The following is a 229-nucleotide window of genomic DNA, read 5'->3' as shown; positions in this document are numbered from 1 at the left end:
CGCGCCGGGCTTCAGCTAGATGCCGCCGGAGTCGACGGGGAGGCGGTTGCCGTCCAGCTGGTGGGGGGCCTCGTCGGGGTGCTCGGCGCCCTTGTACTTCATCACGATCAGGCGCGTGGGCTCGTCGCTGCCGTGACCCACGGAGAGCAGCTAGTGGGCGTCCAGCGTCTCGAGGGCCTCCTCGTCGAGTATCTCGGCGCTCAGCGCGCCGTCGGAGCCGGCGGCCAGC

1 pseudogene is annotated in these 229 nt (G+C 72.1%); it reads right to left on the bottom strand.

Annotation, left to right across the window (positions count from 1 at the left end):
- Positions 1–18: 18 nt before the first annotated feature.
- A pseudogene (locus CVH10_RS27425) lies at positions 19–229 on the bottom strand (leucyl aminopeptidase); the annotation flags it as partial.

Origin of the sequence: Halomonas sp. ND22Bw (assembly GCF_003011945.1) — a bacterium.
GTDB lineage: Bacteria > Pseudomonadota > Gammaproteobacteria > Pseudomonadales > Halomonadaceae > Halomonas > Halomonas halophila.
The sequence above is the reverse complement of the archived record's forward strand: the minus strand, read 5'-3'. Positions and strand labels throughout refer to the sequence as shown.